This window comes from Kosakonia quasisacchari (genome assembly GCF_004331415.1).
Lineage (GTDB): Bacteria > Pseudomonadota > Gammaproteobacteria > Enterobacterales > Enterobacteriaceae > Kosakonia > Kosakonia quasisacchari.
In genome coordinates this window covers 1-537 of sequence record NZ_SJOP01000080.1, presented here as the reverse complement: position 1 = coordinate 537, position 537 = coordinate 1, and the positions used below count along the sequence as shown (strand labels likewise).

Below are 537 nucleotides of genomic sequence, written 5' to 3'. Positions count from 1 at the left end.
GGCGTGGGGGTGAACCTCGGCAATCTGGCGGCGCGCCAGGGCGATATCACGCTTGATGCGAACGGCAAAATGGTGGTGAAAGAGAGCATTGCCAGCGGCTCGCTGACGGCGAAGGGCGACGGCGTGACGCTCACCGGCAGCCATAAAGCGGGTGGTGATATCGCGGTTAACAGCACGCAGGATGTGGCGCTGAACAACGCCACGCTGGCGGCGGACGGCAAACTGACGCTGGCTGCGACGGGGAATACCACGCTGACTGCCAGCAAAATCGCTGCCGGGCAGACGGCGCTCAGCGCAAAACAGATTAACGGTGATGCGGCCAGCCAGCTCAGTGCGGCGGGTAACGCCACCCTGGATGCGCAGGATATCAGCTGGCAGGGCGAACTGACGTCCGGCGGCAACAGCCGGATAACGGCGGATAAGCTGGATAATGCCGGCACGATAACGGCGAAAGGGCAACTGACGGCCACCACAGGCAACCTGAACAACAGCGGCACCCTGCAGGGACAGGCGCTGGAGATTAACAGCCAGACGGCG

Annotated in this window: 1 pseudogene; it reads left to right on the top strand. The window is 63.3% G+C overall.

From position 1 onward, the window contains the following. Positions 1–537: pseudogene (locus tag E0L21_RS24770) on the top strand (filamentous hemagglutinin N-terminal domain-containing protein); the annotation flags it as partial.